Here is a 19,999-nt window from a genome sequence, read left to right as displayed (position 1 = left end):
CCCCAATCAAGGCGAGCTCGATGAAGGTACTGTTGGTCATCCTTGCGCTGGTTGCAGGTAGCGCCAAAGCTGAAGACTGGCCTGACCCGCAGTGGCAGAACGACCCTGCCACCCTCGACTGGCAGGCCGTCGACGCCTACGCCTTTCCTGCACGCTCCCCCTCGGAGCGCAACGGCATCCGCACGGACGCTCTGCTGATCATCCGCGACGGGCGTATCCTCCACGAGCGCTACACCGCGCCCACCCGCGCCGCCACCGCGCACCTGACCTGGTCGGTAAGCAAGAGCATACTGGCCACGGTAATGGGCGTAGCCCAGGGCGAAGGCCGCTTCCAGCTGCAAGACCCGGTCAGCCGCTTCTATCCCCCCATGCGCGCCCACCCAGGCGTGCGCGTGGCCGACCTGCTGCACTGGGCCAGTGGCCTCGAGTGGCAGGAAGACTACGAATACGCGCCGCTGAAGTCCTCGGTGGTGGCCATGCTGTATACCCGGGGCCGCGCAGACATGGCCGCCTACGCGGCGGCGCGGGGTGCCGCCGCCAGCCCCGGTCAGCGATTCCTCTACTCCAGCGGCGACAGTAACCTGCTGGCCGCCGCGCTGCGTGGCATGCTCGATGCCGGGCAGTACCCCGACTACCCCTGGCACGCACTGTTCACCCCGTTGGGTATCGGCAGTGCGGTGTGGGAGCGTGACCGGGCAGGCACCTACGTAGGCTCTTCCTATCTCTACCTCAGTGCCCGCGATTTGGCCCGTATTGGCCTGCTGATGCAGCGCGACGGGCGCTGGCAGGGCCGACAATTGCTGCCCAAAGCCTGGGTAGCCTTCAACCGCACCCCGTTTGCCCAGGCCCAGGCGCTGCCTGGCGAGGCCATCCCGGGCGGCCACTGGTGGCTCAACCAGCCGCTGGCTGGCGCCGAACGGCCTTGGCCCAGTGCACCCGCAGACACCTTCGCCGCCCTTGGCCACTGGGGGCAGGCGTTATATGTGGTGCCTGAGCAAAAGCTGGTGATCGTGCGCTACGCCGATGACCGTGACAGCAGCTATCGACACGACGAATTGCTCAAGCGGGTGCTGGCGGTACTGGCCGGGGAGGGGGCATGAAGCGGTTATTGCTGCTGGCGCTGGCAGGGCTCCTGTACTGGGCCTGGCAGGAACGCCAGGCGCTGGCGGACTTCCCCGGCATACTCTCGGCCTACTCGGCCAAGGAATACTGCTCCTGCCGCTTTGTCATGGGCTTTGACAAGGTGTACTGCCAAGGGTACGTGAAGCAGTGGCTGCCACTGAGCCTGCTGGAGGAAAACAGCCAGCAGCAGCGAGTCACCGCTGAAGGCCTGGGGCGGCGCAGCCAGGCGGCTTGGCAAGGCGCGCGTGAGGGCTGCCGCTTGCTGCCATGAATGCAGGCGGGTAAGGTTGGCGGCCTGGTTTCACGAGATCTGTCATGTTCAAGTTGCCCCGTCTGCTGCCTGCCTTATTGCTGGCTCTGTGCCTGCCCGCTCATGCCAATTGGCACCTGGATGGCGAATCTTCACGGCTGTCGTTCATCACCGGCAAGAACGGCGACACCGCCGAAGTGCATCGTTTTCTGGTGCTGCACGGCACGGTCGACCGCAAGGGTGTGGCCGGGTTGAGGATCGAGATGGACTCGGTAAGCAGCGGTATTCCGCTGCGTGACGAGCAAATGCGCGACAACCTGTTCGAGGTCGAGCGCTTCGCCGAGGCTACAGTGAAGACGCAGATCGACCTGCAGCCGATCAATGATCTGGCCGACGGTGCACAGATCGAATTGCGCCTGCCGCTGACGGTCACCCTGCATGGCCAGTCGCACAGCTACAATGTCCTGTTGCTGGCCACCCGCCTGGATGCGCGGCGCTTTCAGGTGGTGACCCTTGAGCCTCTGGTGCTGCGCGCCGAAGATTTTGGCTTGGTGCCGGGGCTGGAAAGCCTGCGCAAGTTCGCCAGGTTGAAGTCCATCAACCCGTCGGTACCGGTTAGCGCGGTGCTGATCTTCACTGCGCGCTGACATGGCGGGGCCAGTCTTCCCCTGGCGGGATGGCAATCAGTTCGAACTGCTTATCGACGGCCCTGCGTTCTTTCCGCGCATGCTCCTGGCGATCATGCGTGCCGAGTTCCAGGTTGACCTGGAGCTGTACCTGGTCGAGGCCGGTGCCTGTGCCGAGGCGGTGGTCGACGCGCTGGAGCAGGCTGCCCGGCGTGGCGTGCGGGTGCGGTGCCTGTTCGATGACTACGGTTCATTGGCCTTCAACAGCGCGTTGCGTCAGCGCCTGCTGGACGCCGGCGTGTACTTGCGCTGGTATAACCGCCTGCGCTGGAAGCGTGGCCTGCGTAACCTCTACCGTGATCATCGCAAATTGCTACTGGTTGACGAACGTTGGGCAGTGGTGGGGGGGACGGGCGTTACCGACGAGTTCTGGACGCCGGGTGAGGCGACCAGCGAATGGCACGAAGTGATGGTGCAGATGCAGGGGCCGGTGGTGAGCGACTGGCAGTTGCTGTTCGACCGTCAGTGGCAAGCCAACAACCGCCGCACCGCCTGGCGCCCTGCTGAAGGCTTTGGCCTGCCGCGTCTGCCCAAGGTGCCTGCGCAGGGGCAGGGCATGGGCCGGGTCGCTTATGCCGACGCCCGCCAGCACCAGGACATCCTGCACGCGCTGGTACGGGCACTGAACAGCGGCCAGAAACGGGTGTGGCTGGCCACGCCGTACTTCTTGCCGACCTGGAGCGTGCGCCGGTCGTTGCGCCGGGCTGCCAGCAAGGGCCTGGACGTGCGTCTGTTGTTGACCGGCCCGCGTACCGATCACCCCTCGGTACGCTACGCCGGGCATCGTTACTACCCGCGTCTGTTGCGCGCGGGCGTACGGATTTTCGAGTACCAGCCGTGCTTCCTGCACCTGAAGATGGCTGTGGTAGACGACTGGGTCAGCGTCGGTTCGTGCAACTTCGACCACTGGAACTTGCGCTTCAACCTTGAAGCCAACATCGAAGCGCTCGACCCGCCGTTGACAGCGGCGGTGGTGGCCAGCTTCGAGCGCGACTTCGCCCAGAGCGAAGAAGTCGACCTCGCCCACTGGCATGCTCGCCCTTTGTGGCGCAGGGTGAAGCAACGGATCTGGGGCTGGCTCGATCGGCTGGTGGTCAACTTCCTCGACCGCCGTGACTGACAGCGGCTATCGTGCAGTGACTATTCACAGTTAACCGAAGGAGTGGGCGAGATGACGGCGAAGAAAATTCTCATGCTGGTGGGCGACTACGTCGAAGATTACGAAGCGATGGTGCCGTTCCAGGCCTTGAGCATGGTGGGCCACACGGTGCATGCGGTGTGCCCGGAAAAGCTGGCGGGGCAGACCGTGCGTACCGCGATTCATGACTTCGAGGGTGAGCAGACCTACAGCGAAAAGCCTGGGCACAATTTTGCCCTGAATTATGATTTCGTGCGGGTGCGGCCTGAGAGTTATGACGCGCTGCTGATCCCGGGTGGCCGGGCGCCGGAGTACCTGCGCCTGAATGAAAAGGTGTTGGACCTGGTGCGGGCGTTCGACCAGGCCGGCAAGCCGATTGCGGCGGTCTGCCATGGGGCCCAGCTGCTGGCGGCGGCAGGGGTGCTGGAGGGGCGTGAGTGCAGCGCGTACCCGGCATGTGCGCCAGAAGTGCGCCTGGCGGGTGGCACGTTCATCGACATCGCGGTGGACCAGGCGCATGTGGATGGCAACCTGGTGACCGCACCGGCATGGCCCGCGCACCCGGCCTGGCTGGCGGCGTTCCTGCAAGTGCTGGGCACGCGTATTGTCTGACAGGCTTGATTGAGTTGGCAGCGGGTTGCTTCAGGCAACCTGCTCCACCCAGTCATTGAGGTTGTAGTAGTTGGTGACCCGGGCAATCTTGCCACAGTGAATATAGAAGAACGCCCCTGCCGGCAGCACATAGGTCTGGCCGTTTGCTGTCGGCAACCCTTCGTCATCGGCCAGGTATTGGCCATGCACGGTGAACTCCGCCGCCGCGCGGCTGCCATCGGCGTTCTGCATCACCACGATGTCGGCCAGGCGCTCGCGGTAGCAGCGGTTCATCTTTTCCATGAACGCGGCGAACCTGGCCTTGCCCATCTGGCGCTCACCCTGGTTGATGTCGTGGATCACGTCTTCGCTGAGCAGCGCCAGAAACGCCTGCATGTCACCCGCGTTGAAGGCGGCGTAGTAAGCATTTACCAGTTCGGTTGCGGTCATGGAACATTTCCTGTCGTGTAGGGAAAAGGCGGGTCGTTAACTCGGATGATAGGGTTTCCCCTCAAGCCCGGCTTAGCCGAGCGCGTCATCCACATCGACAAAACGACCGCCAAACATGGAAATACGCCTGTTGCACGGTGCCGCTATCGCGCCTTACATCGATGACCTCGCTCGCCTGCGCCTTACTGTGTTCCGCGAGTTCCCCTACCTCTACGACGGCACCCCGGAGTACGAGGCCGACTACCTGGCCAACTATGCCCGCTCCGGGCGCAGCCTGGTTGTGCTGGCGCTGGACGACGGCAAGGTGGTCGGCGCCTCTACCGGCCTGCCGCTGGTGGATGTCGCGCCCGAATTCCAGCAGCCATTCCTGGCCCAGGGGCGCGACCCAGCCAGTGTGTACTACTTCGGTGAGTCGCTGGTGTTGCCGGCATACCGCGGACAGGGCCTGGGGGTTCGCTTCTTCATCGAGCGCGAGTCCTACGCACACAAACTGGCCGAGTTCGATTACTGCGCGTTCTGCGCGGTCGAGCGCCCCGGTGCGCACCCGCGCCGGCCAGCCGAGTACAAACCCCTGCACGGCTTCTGGCGCAACCGCGGCTTCCTGCACGACCCATCGCTGCGTACCAACTACGCCTGGCGCGATCTGGACGAGCAGGAAAGCTCCGACAAGCTGATGTCGTTCTGGCTCAAGGCACTGCCGGTATGATCCGCCTGGCAGCCTGCCAGTACGCCATCGAGCTGCACGAAACCTGGGACGCCTACGCCGACCACCTGCAAGGCCTGTGCGCCGAAGCGGTGGAGGCGGGGGCACACTTGCTGCTACTGCCGGAGTACGCCGGGCTGGTGCTGAGCGGCCAGCTGAATGCCGGGCAGCGGGAAGACCTGAAGGCTTCGATTGCCGGTATCCAGCCGCTGATCGAACCTTGGAAAGCGTTGTGCGAGAGCCTTGCCCGACGCTGGGGGATCTACCTGCAACCGGGCAGTGTGCCGGTGCTGGACAACGATGGGCGCTACCGCAACCGTGCCTGGCTGTTCGGCCCCCAAGGTGTGCTGGGTTATCAGGACAAACTGATGATGACCCGCTTCGAGCGCGAGCAGTGGGACATCGCTGCAGGCCAGGGGCTGCAGGTGTTCGAAACCGAACTGGGGCGCTTGGGCATCCTGATCTGCTACGACAACGAGTTCCCGATGCTGGCCCGCCGCCTGGCCGAGTGTGGTGCCGACCTGATCCTGGCGCCAAGTTGTACCGATACCGAAGCCGGTTACCACCGGGTGCGTATTGGCGCCCAGGCGCGCGCCCTGGAGAACCAGATTGCCGTGTTGCAGAGCCCGACGGTGGGGGTGGCGCCCTGGTCGCCGGCATTGGACGAGAATATCGGCCGGGCAGGCTTGTTCGTACCGCCGGATCACGGGATGCCGGGGGATGGGGTGGTGGCGTTGAGCGAGCAGCTGAACCCGGACTGCAGCCAGTGGCTGGTGTGTGAGGTAGATTTGGAGGAAGTGCGGCGGGTGAGGCGGGAAGGGCAGGTGTTTACCTGGCGGGACTGGCCGGAGCAGTTCGAGAGAGTCCTGTGATGACTGTGGCGGCCTCTTCGCGGGCAAGCCCGCTCCCACAGTCAAATGCGTAGCCTTCTGGCTTGCGCTGTACGTGTGGGAGCGGGCTTGCCCGCGAAGCAGCCGCCGCAGTTACATCAGGTTACTTCACTTCGACGGCCAGGCTTTCGGCAATCTTGCTCTGCCACAGGGCAGGGCCAGTGATGTGTACCGACTCACCGTTGCTGTCCACGGCGACGGTCACCGGCATGTCCTTGACCTCGAACTCGTAGATCGCTTCCATGCCCAGCTCGGCGAAGGCCAGTACCTTCGACTTGCGGATGGCCTGGGCGACCAGGTAGGCAGCGCCGCCAACGGCCATCAGGTACACGGCCTTGTTGTCCTTGATCGCCTCGATGGCGGTCGGGCCACGCTCGGACTTGCCGATCATGCCCAGCAGGCCAGTCTGCTCGAGGATCTGGCGAGTGAACTTGTCCATACGGGTAGCAGTGGTCGGGCCGGCTGGGCCTACCACTTCGTCACCCACCGGGTCGACCGGGCCGACGTAGTAGATGAAGCGGCCTTTCAGGTCTACCGGCAACTCTTCGCCACGGTTGAGCATTTCAACCATGCGCTTGTGCGCGGCATCGCGGCCGGTCAGCATCTTGCCGTTGAGCAGGATGGTTTCACCCGGCTTCCAGCTGGCCACTTCTTCCGGGGTGATGTCGTCGAGGTTGACGCGACGGGCGCTCGGGCCGGCTTCCCAGACGATTTCCGGGTAGGCGTCCAGCGACGGCGCTTCCAGTTCTGCCGGGCCGGTGCCATCGAGCACGAAGTGGGCGTGGCGGGTAGCAGCGCAGTTGGGGATCATGCACACCGGCAAGGACGCGGCGTGGGTCGGGTAGTCCATGATCTTGACGTCGAGCACGGTGGTCAGGCCACCCAGGCCCTGGGCGCCGATGCCCAGCTGGTTGACCTTGTCGAACAGCTCCAGGCGGATTTCTTCCAGGCGGTTCTGTGGGCCACGGGCTTTCAGTTCGTGAATGTCGATGGACTCCATCAACACTTCCTTGGCCATGACCGCGGCCTTCTCGGCGGTACCGCCGATGCCGATGCCGAGCATGCCAGGCGGGCACCAGCCAGCACCCATGGTCGGCACGGTCTTCAGTACCCAGTCGACGATCGAGTCGGACGGGTTGAGCATGGCCATCTTCGACTTGTTTTCCGAGCCGCCGCCCTTGGCTGCGACATCGACTTCCACCTTGTCGCCGGGGACGATGGAGTAGTGGATCACTGCCGGGGTGTTGTCCTTGGTGTTCTTGCGGGCACCGGCCGGGTCGGCCAGGATCGAAGCGCGCAGGACGTTTTCGGGCAGGTTGTAGGCGCGACGCACACCTTCGTTGATCATGTCGTCGACGCTCATGGTGGCGCCATCCCAGCGCACGTCCATGCCCACGCGGATGAACACGGTGACGATACCGGTGTCCTGGCAGATTGGACGATGGCCGGTGGCGCACATGCGCGAGTTGATCAGGATCTGGGCGATGGAATCGCGTGCAGCAGGCGATTCCTCACGCAGATAGGCCTCGTGCATGGCCTGGATGAAATCGACGGGGTGGTAGTACGAGATGAATTGCAGGGCGTCGGCGACGCTCTGAATCAGGTCGTCTTGCTTGATCACGGTCATGCAGCGCGCTCCTCTTAAAGACGGGAACATTCAAAAAGACGCTCGACATAGCCGACCAGCACGTCGAAGCGCCTTGCAAGGCGCCGGCAGGTCAGGCCGACGGAAAAAGGCGCGGCAGTATAGCGCGCATCCGTGCCCGGCACACCTGCGGCCGGTCTGGACCATGGTCGGCAGCGCGCAGGCATCTATTTTGCTGGTGTGCTCTGCTTGGCTTACAGTGAGCCTTGGACAGCAGGAGATGTACCGAACATGCCCGAAATTTGCGTGGGCGAGCGCCGCTGGCTGGTGCCCATTGGCAGCAACCTGCTCGATGCCCTCAACGAGGCGGGGCTGAATGTGCCTTACAGTTGCCGCGCTGGCAGTTGCCACGCCTGCCTGGTGCGCTGCCTGGAAGGGCAACCGGCAGACGCTTTGCCCGAGGCGTTGGCGTTGGAGAAACACGCCCAGGGCTGGCGCCTGGCCTGCCAGTGCCGGGTGGTCGAGGACCTGCGTGTGGCGCTATACGACCCCCTGCTGGGCGGTGTCCCGGCGCAGGTCTGTGCGTTGGACTGGTTTGGCGATGTGTTGCGCCTGCGGTTGCGCTCCGATCGGGTGGTGCGTTACCAGGCGGGGCAGCACGTGGTGCTGTGGCTAGGCGCGGTTGCTCGGCCTTATTCCTTGGCCAGCCTGCCGGGCGAGGATGATTTTCTCGAGTTTCATATCGATTGCCAGCGGCCTGGTGCCTTTTGCGACAAGGCGCGTGGTCTGCAGGTCGGCGATGAGATGCGTTTGGGGGAGTTCAGAGGCGGAGCCCTTCATTACGACCCTGATTGGCAGGAGCGGCCGCTGTGGTTGCTGGCTGCGGGAACCGGGCTGGCGCCGCTCTGGGGTATCTTGCGCGAAGCGTTGCGCCGGGGGCATCGGGGCGAAATCCGGGTGGTACATGTGGCGCGGGATTCGGCTGGGCACTATCTGGCGGAGAAGCTGCTGAAGCTGCCAGGGGTCAGTGTCGAGCTGGTGCTGGTGGAGCATGTGGATGAAGCGTTGGCCGGGATGCGGCTGTTGTCGCGACAGACGGTGGCGCTGCTGTGTGGGGCACCGGGGAGTGTCGAGCGGTTTGCCCGACGCATGTTCATGGCAGGGGTACCGCGGGGACAGGTGTTTGCTGATGTGTTCGTCGAGCATGCCTGAGTAGCATTTGAAGTGCGAAGGGCCGCAAAGCGGCCCCTCTTTCATGCGGCGCTGCGCTCGGCGACGGGCACCTCGGCCAGCCCCCGCCGATAGAGAACCAGGTAATACGACCCCAATCCGATCAACCAGCAGAACACTGCCGTCCACACATTGTGCGACAGGAAGTGCGCCCCCTGCATCATCCTGCCCACCGACAGTATCGACCCTGCTGTCAAGGCCACTACAAACGCCACCCGCGCCAGGCGCGGCTTGCGATCACGCAGCATGAAGAACAAGGCGAACAGGCAGAAACCCGTCGCTGCATGCCCGCCCGGCCAGCACAGGCCAGGCTTGTCGGTAGGCGGCCGTGGTTCCAGCAGCTTGCTGTAGGTTTCGGTGCCGCCAAACTGGGTCAGGCTCCAGGGGCACTGCACCTGGGTGACTTTTTTCAGCGGCGTGACAAACGCCGTGGACAAGCCCAGTGCCAGCGCCAGGCAGCCCAGTTCACGGCGCCAGCCAAACAGGCGCTTCCAGAAAAAGCTCGCGGCAAAGGTCAGCAGCGATATCACCCCCAACAGGATCACCACTTGCTTGACCCGGTCATGCAGGATGTTTTCCAACAGGTAACTGTGGCGGCCAATGAACTGCCCGGCAGCGGGGTCGAAGAACAGGTTGGCGACATCCATGTCGACTGAAGTCAGCTCCAGCAGGATCAAGGCCACCGCAGTCGCCAGGGGAATTCCCAGGTACAGCCAGTAGTTGATCGGGCGAGGGCGGGTGCGTTGCTGCATGACGGCTCCAGGGCGCGAAAAAGATCGGGCATTGTCGACCGCCCGCTATCCTGTGTCCGTGAAGGATCAGTGAAAAAACCGTCAAGTGCGGTGAATTTTCCCCAGGGCTGGCACCGTGCAGGCATAGGCCTTAAGCTGCGCCTGCCGCGCACCACAGCGAGAAGCGCCGCACAGGAGAAACCGATGCGCATTCTTTTGGTTGAAGACAACCGCGATATCCTGGCCAACCTGGCCGATTACCTGGGCATGAAAGGCTACACCGTCGACTGTGCCCAGGATGGCCTGTCCGGGCTGCATCTGGCCGCCACCGAACACTACGACCTGATCGTACTCGACATCATGCTGCCAGGCATCGATGGCTACACCCTGTGCAAGCGCCTGCGCGAAGATGCCCGCCGTGACACGCCGGTGATCATGCTCACTGCCCGTGACCAGCTGGACGACCGCCTGCAGGGCTTCCGCTCGGGTGCTGACGACTACCTGCTCAAGCCATTTGCCCTGTCGGAGCTGGCGGCGCGCATCGAAGCGGTGCTGCGCCGTGCCCAGGGCGGTGGGCGGCGCACCCTGCAGGTGGCTGACCTGAGCTACGACCTCGATACCCTGGAGGTTACCCGCCAGGGTCGCCTGTTGAAGCTCAACCCGGTCGGCCTCAAGCTGCTGGCGGTACTGATGCAGAAAAGCCCGCACGTACTGCGCCGCGAGGTGCTGGAAGAAGCCTTGTGGGGCGACGACTGCCCCGATAGCGACAGCCTGCGCAGCCATGTGCATCAACTGCGCCAGGTGATCGACAAACCGTTTGAAAAACCGTTGCTGCATACCGTCCATGGCGTCGGCTATCGCCTCGCCGAGGGCCGCGATGGAGTTTAAGCAAAGCCTTGCCCAGCGCATCATCATCGCCTTTGCCCTGATGAGCGCGCTGGTGGCCGGGGCCTTCGCATTCGGTATCGTCGGCACGGTGCACCTGGTCGAAGAGCGACTGATTTCCTCGGTACTGGGCGGTGACCTGCAGCGCCTGCTGCGTATGGACAGCGTCAGTGACTGGAGTCATCGGCCTCGCCCAGATCAGCTGTTCTATTTCAGCGGCGGGCGTGACGACTTCGAGCTGCCCAAGGACCTGCGTCACCTCGACCGCGGTTTCCACGAGGTGTTCCGAGACCAGCTGTCCTACCACGCCATGGTCGAGATCGTCGATGGTCGCCGTTATGTACTGCTGCAGGACCAGAGCGACTTCGAGGAGCGCGAGCGCGTACTGTTTGCCGTGGTTGTGGTGGGCTTCGTGCTCAGCCTGGTGCTGGCGGTCATCCTTGGCTGGCTGGTTGCACGTCGGGTAATGGCACCGGTCATCCGCCTGGCGCGTCAGGTGCGCCACCGCGATCAACTACTGGGCCTGGCCCCGCCGCTGGCTCCGGATTATGCGGCAGACGAAGTCGGCCAGCTTGCAGTGGCTTTCGACGATACCCTGGGCCGGCTGCGTGATGCGCTGACCCGCGAGCGGCTGTTCACCAGCGACGTCAGCCACGAGCTGCGCACGCCGTTGATGGTGTTGGCTACCTCGTGTGAGCTTCTGATGGAAAACCCTGGCCTCGATGCCCGCGCGCGTAGCCAGGTGGAGCGCGTGGCGCGGGCCACCGAAGAGATGCGCGAGCTGGTCAAGACCTTCCTCATGTTGGCCCGCGCGCAGCGTGATGAGGGGGCAGTGGCGTCACGGGCGACCCTGCGCGAAGTGGCCGACGAGCTCATCGGGGTGTGGCGCGACACCATCGAACAGAAAGGCCTCACCCTGTATTTCGATGGCCGCGTGAGCGCTAGCCCTGTGCTGTACAACGCCACCTTCCTGCAGTCGGTGATGGGCAACCTGCTGCGCAATGCGGCGCACTACACCGACAGTGGGTATATCCGCCTGAGTCTGGAAGCCAACGGTTTCAGCGTAGAGGACAGTGGCGTGGGTATCCCCGAAGAGCAGCGCGAGGCCATGTTCAGACCGTTCGTGCGGGGCGATGAACGGCGTGGCGAGGGGCTTGGGCTGGGGCTTTCGCTGGTGCAGCGGATCTGCGACGACCAAGGTTGGCGTGTCACCCTGACATCCACCTTGCCGCATGGCTGCCGCTTCCAGGTGGACCTGAGCAACACCGCGGCCAAAGGCGACCCGGACGCCCTGGTCGAGTAATGTCTTGTATCAGGTCAACTGGTGCCCAACGTTTTTTTCACATTGGCATGACCTGATTCCAACGCTTGCATGACTAGTGTGGGCGCAATGGAGTCAGGAGATGCCCAATGCGTAGCCCCATCAAGCTTGAATTTTCCGAGAAGTACGACAAAGACCATGCGCGCGAGTACTTTCTCAAGCACCAGGACGGCCTGGCGCGACGCCTTTCCCACAAGCGAGATGAGCAGTTGGCGCGCCGCGCCTTGGCATTGGCGGGCGAGCCTGGCCTGGTACTCGACCTGCCATGCGGAGCGGGCCGTTTCTGGCCGCTGTTGGCGGAAAAGCCCAATCGGGTAATCATCGGTGCCGACAACTCCGAGGCCATGATCGAGACAGCCTGTGCGGCGCAACCGCCAGAAGTTGTGGCACGGGTACGGCCTTTGCAGACTTCTGCATTTGCCATCGACCTGCCAGATAACGCGGTGGACAGCATTTTCTGCATGCGCCTGTTCCATCACATTGGCGAGTCGGCGCACAGAAAGACCATTCTTTCGGAATTTCAACGGGTTAGCCGTGATAGTGTGATCCTTTCCCTGTGGGTGGATGGCAACTTCAAGGCCTGGCGGCGGAAAAAGCTGGAGCAACGCCGTAGCGCCAAGGCCGAGCAGGATAATTACCAGAACCGTTTCGTGTTACCTGCCGAAACGGTCGAAGAAGAATTCAGGGCCGCCGGCTTCAGAATCCAGGAACGCCTCGACTTCCTGCCGTTCTATGCCATGTGGCGGGTCTATGTATTGCGTAAGGGGTAGTGTTTGATGGCTGTAGCCCATAAAGGGGAAGCGCAGTTCGATTTTTACTGGCGCCAGCAAGGCGAGTGGGTCGAGGAGCCTAACCAGCGCCGCGGCGGCGAGAGTGGCGTGCAACGCCTCAACGATGCCGATGGCAAGCTGTTATATGCCAAACGCCAGGTTGGGCATATCTACCGCAGCCTGTTGCACCCTTTTGGTCGGCCGACCGTGTTGCGTGAACTCGATGCACTGAACAGTTTCGAGCAGTTGGGCGTGCGTGTACCGCGCATCGTCTTCTGTGGCGCGCAGCGCGATGCCCAGCACCAGTGGCGCGCGCTGCTGGTCAGCGAAGCGCTGGACGGTTTTGTCGAACTCGACACCTGGCATGCCGAAGGTGCCCGCGAGCGTTACCCGCAGGTGGTGCATGAGCGCATGCTCAAGGACCTGGCGGACAACCTGGCGCGGATGCACCTGGGGCACTGGCAGCACGGCTGCCTGTATGGCAAGCACGTATTCATCAAGGTAATTGGCGAAGGCGAGCAGGCCCGCGTCGAAGTGGCGCTGCTGGACCTGGAAAAGTGCAGGCGGCGTATCAGCTGCCAGCGGGCGGCCGGCAATGACTTGCGTCAGCTACGCCGCCATTCGTCGCTCAATGACGCGGAATGGCGGACGCTGCTCTACTTTTACAAGATGGCGTTTGGCAGCGCTGTCAAAGGGTTAGAGTAATGAAACTAGAAATTGCTCGAGCTTTGTTCCTGGTAGCTGGCCTGGCGGTGACCACCGTGGCGGTGGCTGCCTGGGAAGAGCCGAGGCCAACCGTGTTCAGCAAGGCTGAGATGGCAGACCAGTGCGCGTTGCCGCGGGATGCAAAACCGCAGCAGCAGGCCCGAAGCGAGCCGGACCAGGACCTTTTGCTGTTCCTGTTTGGCCTGCGTCAAGGGTTGCGGCCACAGGGATGAACCTGCGTTAGCTGGAAAAGCCAGAGGCCTCGCGATTGCGGGGCCTTTGGTTTTTTGCGTCTGCCTTGCCGGCCTCTTCGCGGGCAAGCCCGCCCCAAGGTCGGTTCAAGCGATTGCAGGTGCCTTGGCGCTCGCCTTGTGCGCCAGCAGGGTGTAGATGCACGGCAACACAAACAAGGTAAACAGCGTGCCAATCGACATCCCGGTGGCAATCACCATACCGATGTCAAACCGGCTGACCGCTCCCGCCCCGCTTGCCAGAATCAGCGGCACCATGCCGAACACCATAGCCGCAGTGGTCATCAGCACCGGCCGCAGGCGAATGGCCGCTGCTTCCTCGATCGCTTCGCGCACACTCAGGCCACGCTCATCGCGTAGCTGATTGGCGAACTCGACGATCAGGATACCGTGCTTGCTGATAAGCCCGATCAATGTCACCAGCCCGACCTGGGTGTAGATGTTCATGCTCGACACGCCCAGGAACAGCGGCAAAAGCGCGCCACAGATGGACAACGGCACTGTCACCAGAATCACCAACGGGTCGCGGAAGCTTTCGAACTGTGCAGCCAGCACGAGGAAAATGATCGCCAGCGCCAGGCCGAAGGTGACCCACAATGCGCTTCCTTCCTGTACATACTGGCGGGCCGCGCCGGCGTAGTCGAAGGCAAAGCCTTCCGGGGCTTCTTCGCGAGCGATTTCCTGCACGGTCTTCAGCGCCTCGCCCAGGCTGACCATGGGCACGCCCTGGATGATCGCAGCGTTCAGTTGCTGAAACTGGTTGAGCTGGCGTGGGCGAGCGCGGTCGGTGAGGGTGATCAGGGTCGACAGCGGCAGCAACTGGCCCTGGTCGTTCTTCACGTAGTAGTTGTTCAGCCAGCCGGGGTTGTCGCGGTAAGGCCGTTCAACCTGGGCGATCACCTTGTAACTGCGGCCTTCAAGGGTGAAACGGTTGATTTCCGCTTCGCCCAGCAGGGTCGCCAGGGTGCCGCCGAGGGTGTCCATCGACACCCCCATCTGCGCCGCCTTTGCCCGGTCGATGTCCACCACCACTTCAGGTTTGTCGAAGGCAAGATCGATATCGAGGAAGGCGAACTTGCCCGATTCCTGAGCGCGCATCTTGATGCGCTGGGCCACGTCCAGCAGTGCCGGGTAGTCGCCAGCGGTATTGATCACGAACTGGAATGGCAAGCCCTCGCCAGTGCCGGGTAACGAAGGCAGGTTGAAGCCGAAGATCTGCAGCCCGCTGATTTCCTCGAGTTTGGCCTGCACCAGCGGCAGTAGCTCCATCTGTGTGCGTTCGCGCTCGTTCCAAGGCTTGAGCAAAAAACCACCGATACCGGTCTGCACGCCGTTGAAGCCGTTGATCTGAAACGACGAGTAATACTCGGGGAAGGCCTTGAACAGCGGTGTGAACTGGTCGGTGTAGGCGTTGAGGTAGTCGAGGTTGGCCGGTTGAGGCGAGCTGCTCATCATGAAGATCACCCCCTGGTCCTCGTTGGGCGCCAGTTCGTTCTGGGTGAATTTGAGCAGCACCGGGATCAGGCACAGGATGATCACGGCAAACACCAGCACCACCGGCCGGCTGTCGAGGGTGGCGTGAAGCACGCGCTGGTAGCGCCCTTTCAGTCGTTCGAACAGCTGATCGAGGCGGTGGGCCAGGCCGCTCGGGTTCTGCTCCCGGCGCAGCAGCAGGGCGCACATCATCGGTGACAGGGTCAGGGCAACGATACCGGAAATGATCACCGCCCCGGCCAGCGTCAGGGCAAACTCCTTGAACAGCGCACCGGTGAGCCCGGTGAGGAAGCCGATCGGTGCATACACGGCAGCAAGGGTGATGGTCATGGAAACCACTGGCATGGCAATTTCGCGCGCGCCTTCCAGGGCTGCGTCGAACGGCGACTTGCCTTCTTCCATGTGCCGGTGAATGTTTTCCACCACCACAATGGCATCGTCCACCACCAGGCCGATGGCCAGCACCATGGCGAGCAGGGTCAGCAGGTTGAGCGAGTAGCCCATCATCTGCATGAAGAACAGTACACCGATCATCGACAGCGGTATGGTCACCACCGGAATCAGTACCGAGCGCAGGGCACCGAGGAACAGGAACACCACCACGATGACGATCAGCACCGCTTCGCCCAAGGTCTTGATCACTTCGTCGATCGAGGCCTGGATGAACCGCGTGGCGTCGTAGGCAATCGATACGTTCAGTGACGAGGGCAGCTGGCTTTCCAGCTCAGGCATGATGCGCCGCACTTCCTTGATGACATCCAGCGGGTTGGCGGCCGGGGTGGCCTTGATGCCGATATAGACCGACGGGGTGCCGTCGAACGAGCTGACCGTGTCGTAGTTTTCTGCGCCCATCTCGACCCGCGCCACATCGCCCAGCAGCACGCGGCTGTCACCGCTTGTCTTGAGCGGCAGGCCGGCGAATGCCTCGGCCGACTTCAGCTCGGTGCTGGCGTTGACGCTGGTGACCACGTATTCGCCTTTCACCTCGCCAGCGGCGGAAAGGAAGTTGTAGCGGCGTACGGCATTGGTCACGTCGGTAGCCGAAAGGCCGAAACCAGCCAGCTTCACCGGGTCCAGCCAAAGGCGCATGGCGAACACCTGGTTGCCGAGGATCTCCGCCTCGGCCATGCCCGGCAGAGTGGCCAGCTTGGGCTGGATAACCCGTGACAGGTAGTCGGTGATTTGCGGGTTGCTCATTTCCTTGCTGTAGAAGCTGACGTACATCAGCGCCGAGGCGTCGGCAGCTTCCTTGCTTAGTACCGGGTCTTCGGAGTCCTGGGGTAGCTTGTTTCGCACCTCATTGGCCTTGGCCAGCAGCTCGGTGAACAGCCGGTCGCTGTCGGCGCCAATGCGCGCGTAAATGGAAATGATCGAGAAATTCTGCCGGCTCACCGAGGTCATGTAGTCGATGCCTTCGGCGCTGGCCAGGCTTTGCTGCAATGGCTGGGTGATATAACCCTGAATGGTTTCGGCGTTGGCCCCGGGGTAGGCGGTGGTGACCGTGATCAGGGCGTTTTCCATTTGCGGGTACTGGCGGATCTGCAGCTTGTTCCAGGCCTGGAAGCCGAGCAGCAGAATCAGCAGGCTGACCACGCTGGCCAGCACCGGGCGGCGGATGAACGGGTCGGTGAACGCCATGTCAGCCTCCTGAGTCCTTGGCCGCTGCGCCCGGTTCGGGCTTGAGGGCGTTGTCCTGGCCAATGCGTATTGCGGCACCGGGTGTGAGTTTCAGCTGCCCGGCGGTGACCACCTGTTCCCCGGCCTGCAGGCCTTCGCTGACTACAACCACGCCGTCTCGGCGCTCGCCAGTCTTTACCGTGCGCTGTTCGGCGACCAGCTGGGGTTGGCCCTTGTCGTCGTATTCCGGCTTGCCGTCCTTGTCCTTTTTCGGTGAGGCGACATACACCGAGTTGCCATACAGGGTGTAGGTAATGGCGCTTTCCGGCACCACCACTTGCGGCTGCGGGTTGGGCAGCAGGATCAACAGGCTGGCGAACATGCCTGGCAGCAGTTTGCCGTCGGGGTTGGCCATGGTGGCGCGTACCAGCAGGTTGCGCGTGGTTTCCTCGACCTTGGGGTTGGTGGCGCTGAGGCTGCCGGGGAAGCGCTGACCCGGGTAGGCGGCCACTTGCACCAGCACTTTCTGGCCCAGGCTCAGGTGTGGCAGCGCCTGTTCCGGCACGTTGAAGTCTACGTACAGGCTGGAGGTGTCTTGCAGGGTGGCGATCACAGTGCCGGCGGCCAGGTACTGGCCGATGTCCACCTGGCGGATGCCGATGGTGCCGCTGAAAGGTGCATTGATGCGTTTCTTGATCTTCTGCGCCTTAAGCTGCTCGACCACCGCCTGGTTGCGCCGGTACTGGGAGGAAAGGCGGTCGAACTCGCCGCGGGAGATGGCCGAATCACCAACCAGCTGGCTGCCACGGCCGAAGTCGACCTTGGCCAGGCCCAGGTCGGCCAGGGCGGTACCGAGCAGGGCTGTTTCCTGATCGTCGTTGAGCTGCAAGAGCAGTTGCCCGGCCTTGACCTGCTGGCCTGAGTCGAAGTGCAGGGATTTGACGATGCCTTCCACCTCCAGGCTCAGATCCACGCCCTGCAGCGCCTTGAGGCTGCCGACAGCGGGCAGGCGCTCTTGCCACGGGCGTTGTTCGGCCATGGCAGCCGCCACGGTGATGGGGGGCTTGGGGGCAGTGAACATCTGGATCTGCTGGTAGATCGAGAAGGCTTTGTAACCCCCCAGGGCCAGCACGATCAGCAGAACCACGGCCAACATGATGAGCATGCGGCGGCGCAGCATAGGTCCGGTTCCTTGGATGCAGTTGTTATTCGCTTCTACACGACAACGGGCGATCCTGCCCACGTGTGAATGGGGGAAGTATTGACTGTTTTTCCGGAGGTGGGGCGTGAAATGCCTGTGCCGGCCTTTTCGCGGCTAAAGCCGCTCCTACAGGGACTGTGTAGAACCCTGTGGGATCGGCTTCAGCTGGGAGAAGGCCAGTGAATGCAACAGAAAAATCAGACGAGATGCAGGTGGTTGTCCCAGAAGCCGGACGGCAGGTTCATCGGTTGCCCGACCAGTTCGGCCTTGCGGCAATCGTAGAACCGGCAGCGGCCCTGCCCGGAGGTGACGACAAAGCCGTCCTTCACCGCGCCAACGCCTGCGCAGTCGGGCATCGGGGCATCCAGCCGCACAGCGCCGCTGTCCAGGTCCCAGATGAACAGGCGGTTGGCCCGCGGTGCCGTCAGCGCCACCAGCCGCAGCTCGCTGTGGATGGCAACGCTTGCGGTGTATTGGGCCATGGCTTGCAGTTGCCGCTCCGGTACCGGGAAGGCCTTGAATGGCTCGCCCGGGCGCTTGATCGCCAGCAGCTCGGCAGTTTCATCGGCATCGCCCATGAACTGCTGGCAGGCGGCGATGGTGCCATCGCTGGCCACTGCCAGGTGTCGCACGCTGTTCATCTGCTGGGCCAGGGTTTCCTTGCTCAACAGGGTGCCGTCGCGCTGCATCAGCACCAGGCTCGGTTGCATGGCGTCGAGGTTCATCTCGACACGGCTTTCGGCCTCGGTACGGATACCGCCGTTGGCCACGACCAGCGTTTCACCGTCAGGCAGCCAGGCAACCTCGTGCGGGCCGATACCGTGGGTCGGGATTTCACCGGTGTGCACCAGGCGTTCGCCTTCGAAACGGTACACGCCAAGCACGCCGCGCCCTGGGTCGGTGGTGTCGTTCTCGGTGGCATACAGCCATTCGCCGCCTTTGTGCGCGACGGCGTGGCCATAGAAGTGCCGGTTCGGCTGCGAGGCTACCGTTTGCAGCAGGCGCCCGTCACGCAGGTCGATCAGGTAGCTTTCGGTACCTGGGCGGCGGGCGACGAACAGAGCGATTGGCTGCTCGGGGTGGTGGATGATTGCATGGCAACGCTGAGCGACCTGCGTGCTGAACACCTGTGTACCGTCCAGGCGAAAACCTACGGCATAGTGCTGGCCGTCGCCGTTGTCACGCGCCGAGAGCAGCAAGGGTTCGCTGCCTTTGCTGCGGAACAGGCTCCAGCCGCCCAAGGTGAGGGCACTGAGCAATACGCTACCGAGTTTGAGTGCCTGGCGTCGCAGCATGATCAGTCACCGTCGTTGGCATTGAAGCCCAGCTGGATGTTCAGCGCCTTGGCCAGATCGCCTTCGTGCAGGCGGTGGACGACGTTCAAGCTGTCGTAGATCTGGTTGAGGGTTTGCTGACCGGCGTCGTCGGCCAGCAGCTCACCCAGCGTTTTCTGGTTGTCGGCCAGCAACTTGAGCGAGGTAGCGTAGGCGGCGTCGATCTTGTCCGCCAGCGCTTTCTGATCGCTGGGCAACAGGCCGCGCAGGCCCTGGTTGTCTACCCCGACCCAGACGGCTTCGGCGGCCTTGAGGCTGGCCTGCAGGCTGTTCATCGAGTTGTGGCTGCGCCAGGCCTCGGCCTGCAGCGGCTGCGGGATGCCCTTGCTCTGACGGCCCATCGGTGCGCCGAGCTTCTTCTTCAGGGTGTCCAGGGCGGTCACCTGGGCGCGCAGCAGATCGGCGATAGCCTCATGGGAGTCGGCATAGCGCTGGTTGGGGAACTTGGTCATCTGCGAAAGCATGCCGTCGGTGCTGTTCCAGCCTTTGAGAATCTCCTCTGCCAAGGCCTTCTGGTGCGCGCCGATGGCCACCAGCAGCGGGCAGTAGCGGGCTTTCTGTTCGGCCGTGGCGATGTCCGGCTTGCTGTCGAACAGGATGTACTCATACGCCGACAGGCCACGCACCACCACGCTGGACTTGCCCAAGACCTCAGCATCAACCGGCTTGTCGCCGTTGACCAGTTGCTCGACCTGACGGCCGACGAGGTTTTTCTTGTCGGGCCAGAATTGTACCTGCCAGGCACGGTTGCCTTCGGCCAACGGGCCGACCAGCAGCGGTTGCAGCTCGGCCCAGGCTTTTTGTGCGTTGAGGAAGTCGGCGCGGGCTTTGTCCAGGCTTTCCTTGCCTTCGCAGTAGGCCAGGGCGCTGGCAGCCAGCGTACGGTCGGCTTCGACCCAGCGGCTGTAGGTAGGCAGGATGACCTGGTTGGCGATGGCGGCGGAGGTCACTGCTTGCGGGTCTTGTGGCGAGCAGGCACCGAGGGCGAGTGCGGCGAGGCTGGTGAACAACAGTTTGGGTCGGAACATGCCCGGCTCCTTTGCGC

At 63.1% G+C, this 19,999-nt stretch carries 20 protein-coding genes; 13 read left to right on the top strand and 7 right to left on the bottom strand.

The window, feature by feature from the left end:
- Positions 1-20: 20 nt before the first annotated feature.
- Genes N5D53_RS07045 through N5D53_RS07025 form a run of 5 tightly spaced genes read left to right on the top strand, consistent with a single transcriptional unit; the run spans position 21 to position 3,808 of the window.
- Positions 21-1,100, top strand: coding sequence for a serine hydrolase (locus N5D53_RS07045; protein WP_104960834.1), 1,080 nt, complete (start codon positions 21-23; stop codon positions 1,098-1,100).
- Positions 1,097-1,393, top strand: coding sequence for a hypothetical protein (locus tag N5D53_RS07040; protein ID WP_010952096.1), 297 nt, complete (start codon positions 1,097-1,099; stop codon positions 1,391-1,393). The genes N5D53_RS07045 and N5D53_RS07040 overlap by 4 nt, the downstream gene beginning before the upstream one ends.
- A gap of 44 nt (positions 1,394-1,437) precedes the next feature.
- On the top strand, positions 1,438-2,019 hold the full coding sequence (locus N5D53_RS07035; RefSeq protein ID WP_104960835.1) for a YceI family protein: 582 nt from the start codon (positions 1,438-1,440) through the stop codon (positions 2,017-2,019).
- A 1-nt stretch (position 2,020) separates the two neighbouring features.
- Positions 2,021-3,178: a phosphatidylserine/phosphatidylglycerophosphate/cardiolipin synthase family protein gene (locus N5D53_RS07030; RefSeq protein WP_104886652.1), complete on the top strand. Its 1,158-nt coding sequence runs from the start codon at positions 2,021-2,023 to the stop codon at positions 3,176-3,178.
- Positions 3,179-3,229: 51 nt separating this feature from the next.
- Positions 3,230-3,808 carry a DJ-1/PfpI family protein gene (locus tag N5D53_RS07025; RefSeq protein WP_003255238.1) on the top strand — a complete coding sequence of 193 codons (579 nt, stop codon included), beginning with the start codon at positions 3,230-3,232 and terminating at the stop codon, positions 3,806-3,808.
- A gap of 30 nt (positions 3,809-3,838) precedes the next feature.
- On the opposite strand, the gene N5D53_RS07020 is transcribed toward N5D53_RS07025, so the two are convergent.
- Entirely contained in the window at positions 3,839-4,237 is a 399-nt protein-coding gene (locus N5D53_RS07020; RefSeq protein ID WP_064492390.1) for a nuclear transport factor 2 family protein, read from the bottom strand.
- 115 nt (positions 4,238-4,352) lie between these two features.
- On the opposite strand from N5D53_RS07020, the gene N5D53_RS07015 reads away from it, so the two are divergent.
- The gene (locus tag N5D53_RS07015; RefSeq protein WP_104960836.1) at positions 4,353-4,943 is read left to right on the top strand and encodes a GNAT family N-acetyltransferase; all 591 of its coding nucleotides are present in this window, start codon (positions 4,353-4,355) and stop codon (positions 4,941-4,943) included.
- Positions 4,940-5,812 carry a carbon-nitrogen hydrolase family protein gene (locus N5D53_RS07010; protein ID WP_104960837.1) on the top strand — a complete coding sequence of 291 codons (873 nt, stop codon included), beginning with the start codon at positions 4,940-4,942 and terminating at the stop codon, positions 5,810-5,812. Before N5D53_RS07015 ends, N5D53_RS07010 begins: the two co-directional genes overlap by 4 nt.
- Positions 5,813-5,933: 121 nt before the next feature.
- Here the strand turns inward: N5D53_RS07010 and N5D53_RS07005 are convergent, their stop codons facing one another.
- Complete coding sequence (locus tag N5D53_RS07005) at positions 5,934-7,457, bottom strand: fumarate hydratase (RefSeq protein ID WP_003255232.1); 1,524 nt, start codon at positions 7,455-7,457, stop codon at positions 5,934-5,936.
- Between the two features lie 249 nt (positions 7,458-7,706).
- On the opposite strand from N5D53_RS07005, the gene N5D53_RS07000 reads away from it, so the two are divergent.
- A complete protein-coding gene (locus N5D53_RS07000; RefSeq protein ID WP_121161058.1) occupies positions 7,707-8,627 on the top strand; it encodes an iron-sulfur-binding ferredoxin reductase in 921 nt (306 codons plus the stop codon).
- Between the two features lie 41 nt (positions 8,628-8,668).
- Here N5D53_RS07000 and N5D53_RS06995 read toward each other — a convergent pair whose 3' ends face one another.
- Positions 8,669-9,397 (bottom strand): phosphatase PAP2 family protein, encoded by a 729-nt coding sequence (locus tag N5D53_RS06995; protein WP_064492393.1) that lies wholly within the window; start codon positions 9,395-9,397, stop codon positions 8,669-8,671.
- Positions 9,398-9,580: 183 nt separating this feature from the next.
- On the opposite strand from N5D53_RS06995, the gene colR reads away from it, so the two are divergent.
- The 5 genes from colR (at position 9,581) to N5D53_RS06970 (ending at position 13,290) form a co-directional block, all read left to right on the top strand.
- A complete protein-coding gene (gene colR / locus N5D53_RS06990) occupies positions 9,581-10,264 on the top strand; it encodes a two-component system response regulator ColR (RefSeq protein ID WP_003255215.1) in 684 nt (227 codons plus the stop codon).
- A complete protein-coding gene (locus N5D53_RS06985) occupies positions 10,254-11,564 on the top strand; it encodes a HAMP domain-containing sensor histidine kinase (RefSeq protein WP_064492394.1) in 1,311 nt (436 codons plus the stop codon). The genes colR and N5D53_RS06985 overlap by 11 nt, the downstream gene beginning before the upstream one ends.
- A gap of 107 nt (positions 11,565-11,671) precedes the next feature.
- Positions 11,672-12,352 carry a class I SAM-dependent methyltransferase gene (locus tag N5D53_RS06980; RefSeq protein ID WP_010952107.1) on the top strand — a complete coding sequence of 227 codons (681 nt, stop codon included), beginning with the start codon at positions 11,672-11,674 and terminating at the stop codon, positions 12,350-12,352.
- Between the two features lie 6 nt (positions 12,353-12,358).
- The gene (locus tag N5D53_RS06975; RefSeq protein WP_121161060.1) at positions 12,359-13,057 is read left to right on the top strand and encodes a lipopolysaccharide kinase InaA family protein; all 699 of its coding nucleotides are present in this window, start codon (positions 12,359-12,361) and stop codon (positions 13,055-13,057) included.
- Positions 13,057-13,290 carry a hypothetical protein gene (locus N5D53_RS06970; protein WP_047603320.1) on the top strand — a complete coding sequence of 78 codons (234 nt, stop codon included), beginning with the start codon at positions 13,057-13,059 and terminating at the stop codon, positions 13,288-13,290. The genes N5D53_RS06975 and N5D53_RS06970 overlap by 1 nt, the downstream gene beginning before the upstream one ends.
- Positions 13,291-13,395: 105 nt before the next feature.
- Here N5D53_RS06970 and N5D53_RS06965 read toward each other — a convergent pair whose 3' ends face one another.
- From N5D53_RS06965 to N5D53_RS06950, 4 genes are all read right to left on the bottom strand, one after another.
- On the bottom strand, positions 13,396-16,440 hold the full coding sequence (locus N5D53_RS06965) for a multidrug efflux RND transporter permease subunit (protein WP_121161062.1): 3,045 nt from the start codon (positions 16,438-16,440) through the stop codon (positions 13,396-13,398).
- Between the two features lies 1 nt (position 16,441).
- On the bottom strand, positions 16,442-17,599 hold the full coding sequence (locus tag N5D53_RS06960; protein ID WP_121161064.1) for an efflux RND transporter periplasmic adaptor subunit: 1,158 nt from the start codon (positions 17,597-17,599) through the stop codon (positions 16,442-16,444).
- A 218-nt stretch (positions 17,600-17,817) separates the two neighbouring features.
- The gene (locus tag N5D53_RS06955; RefSeq protein ID WP_121161066.1) at positions 17,818-18,915 is read right to left on the bottom strand and encodes a DUF1513 domain-containing protein; all 1,098 of its coding nucleotides are present in this window, start codon (positions 18,913-18,915) and stop codon (positions 17,818-17,820) included.
- A 2-nt stretch (positions 18,916-18,917) separates the two neighbouring features.
- A complete protein-coding gene (locus N5D53_RS06950) occupies positions 18,918-19,982 on the bottom strand; it encodes an imelysin family protein (RefSeq protein ID WP_104960841.1) in 1,065 nt (354 codons plus the stop codon).
- Positions 19,983-19,999 lie beyond the last annotated feature (17 nt).

The sequence above is a fragment of the Pseudomonas sp. GD03862 genome, assembly GCF_029840855.1.
In the GTDB taxonomy this organism is placed as follows: Bacteria; Pseudomonadota; Gammaproteobacteria; order Pseudomonadales; family Pseudomonadaceae; genus Aquipseudomonas; species Aquipseudomonas alloputida.
This window is presented reverse-complemented; position numbering and strand designations above follow the sequence as displayed.

Excerpts from the sequence above, each read along its gene's own strand:
- N5D53_RS07045 (WP_104960834.1), top strand. The coding sequence starts at position 21 with ATGAAGGTACTGTTGGTCATCCTTGCGCTGGTTGCAGGTAGCGCCAAA.
- N5D53_RS07040 (WP_010952096.1), top strand. The coding sequence starts at position 1,097 with ATGAAGCGGTTATTGCTGCTGGCGCTGGCAGGGCTCCTGTACTGGGCC.
- N5D53_RS07035 (WP_104960835.1), top strand. The coding sequence starts at position 1,438 with ATGTTCAAGTTGCCCCGTCTGCTGCCTGCCTTATTGCTGGCTCTGTGC.
- N5D53_RS07030 (WP_104886652.1), top strand. The coding sequence starts at position 2,021 with ATGGCGGGGCCAGTCTTCCCCTGGCGGGATGGCAATCAGTTCGAACTG.
- N5D53_RS07025 (WP_003255238.1), top strand. The coding sequence starts at position 3,230 with ATGACGGCGAAGAAAATTCTCATGCTGGTGGGCGACTACGTCGAAGAT.
- N5D53_RS07020 (WP_064492390.1), bottom strand. The coding sequence starts at position 4,237 with ATGACCGCAACCGAACTGGTAAATGCTTACTACGCCGCCTTCAACGCG.
- N5D53_RS07015 (WP_104960836.1), top strand. The coding sequence starts at position 4,353 with ATGGAAATACGCCTGTTGCACGGTGCCGCTATCGCGCCTTACATCGAT.
- N5D53_RS07010 (WP_104960837.1), top strand. The coding sequence starts at position 4,940 with ATGATCCGCCTGGCAGCCTGCCAGTACGCCATCGAGCTGCACGAAACC.
- N5D53_RS07005 (WP_003255232.1), bottom strand. The coding sequence starts at position 7,457 with ATGACCGTGATCAAGCAAGACGACCTGATTCAGAGCGTCGCCGACGCC.
- N5D53_RS07000 (WP_121161058.1), top strand. The coding sequence starts at position 7,707 with ATGCCCGAAATTTGCGTGGGCGAGCGCCGCTGGCTGGTGCCCATTGGC.
- N5D53_RS06995 (WP_064492393.1), bottom strand. The coding sequence starts at position 9,397 with ATGCAGCAACGCACCCGCCCTCGCCCGATCAACTACTGGCTGTACCTG.
- colR (WP_003255215.1), top strand. The coding sequence starts at position 9,581 with ATGCGCATTCTTTTGGTTGAAGACAACCGCGATATCCTGGCCAACCTG.
- N5D53_RS06985 (WP_064492394.1), top strand. The coding sequence starts at position 10,254 with ATGGAGTTTAAGCAAAGCCTTGCCCAGCGCATCATCATCGCCTTTGCC.
- N5D53_RS06980 (WP_010952107.1), top strand. The coding sequence starts at position 11,672 with ATGCGTAGCCCCATCAAGCTTGAATTTTCCGAGAAGTACGACAAAGAC.
- N5D53_RS06975 (WP_121161060.1), top strand. The coding sequence starts at position 12,359 with ATGGCTGTAGCCCATAAAGGGGAAGCGCAGTTCGATTTTTACTGGCGC.
- N5D53_RS06970 (WP_047603320.1), top strand. The coding sequence starts at position 13,057 with ATGAAACTAGAAATTGCTCGAGCTTTGTTCCTGGTAGCTGGCCTGGCG.
- N5D53_RS06965 (WP_121161062.1), bottom strand. The coding sequence starts at position 16,440 with ATGGCGTTCACCGACCCGTTCATCCGCCGCCCGGTGCTGGCCAGCGTG.
- N5D53_RS06960 (WP_121161064.1), bottom strand. The coding sequence starts at position 17,599 with ATGCTGCGCCGCCGCATGCTCATCATGTTGGCCGTGGTTCTGCTGATC.
- N5D53_RS06955 (WP_121161066.1), bottom strand. The coding sequence starts at position 18,915 with ATGCTGCGACGCCAGGCACTCAAACTCGGTAGCGTATTGCTCAGTGCC.
- N5D53_RS06950 (WP_104960841.1), bottom strand. The coding sequence starts at position 19,982 with ATGTTCCGACCCAAACTGTTGTTCACCAGCCTCGCCGCACTCGCCCTC.